We start from the raw sequence: 255 nt of genomic DNA on the forward strand, positions 1-255 counted from the left end.
TTTTCCTTGTCGCCGCCGAGAAAGCCGCCGGTATTACTGTTCGAGCCCGAAGCGCCGCCGCCCATCGGCGAGTTCATCGAGCCGCCGCCGAGGCCGCCCGACGGCAACGGCGGCGTACCCGACGAGCGCGTCGAATAGCCGCTGTTCGACAGACCGCCACCGCCACCACCACCGCCGCCGCCGCTCGTGTTCTGGTTGAACGAGTTGGCCTCGTTCGCGCCGCCTGACGAACCCTCGCCGCCGCCCTTGCCGAGC

General features: G+C 70.2%; 1 pseudogene. It reads right to left on the minus strand.

From position 1 onward, the window contains the following. Positions 1-255 (minus strand): annotated as a pseudogene (locus VSR82_RS40440) (type II secretion system secretin GspD); the annotation flags it as partial.

The organism is Burkholderia sp. JPY481, assembly GCF_038900515.1.
Classification (GTDB): Bacteria; Pseudomonadota; Gammaproteobacteria; order Burkholderiales; family Burkholderiaceae; genus Paraburkholderia; species Paraburkholderia youngii.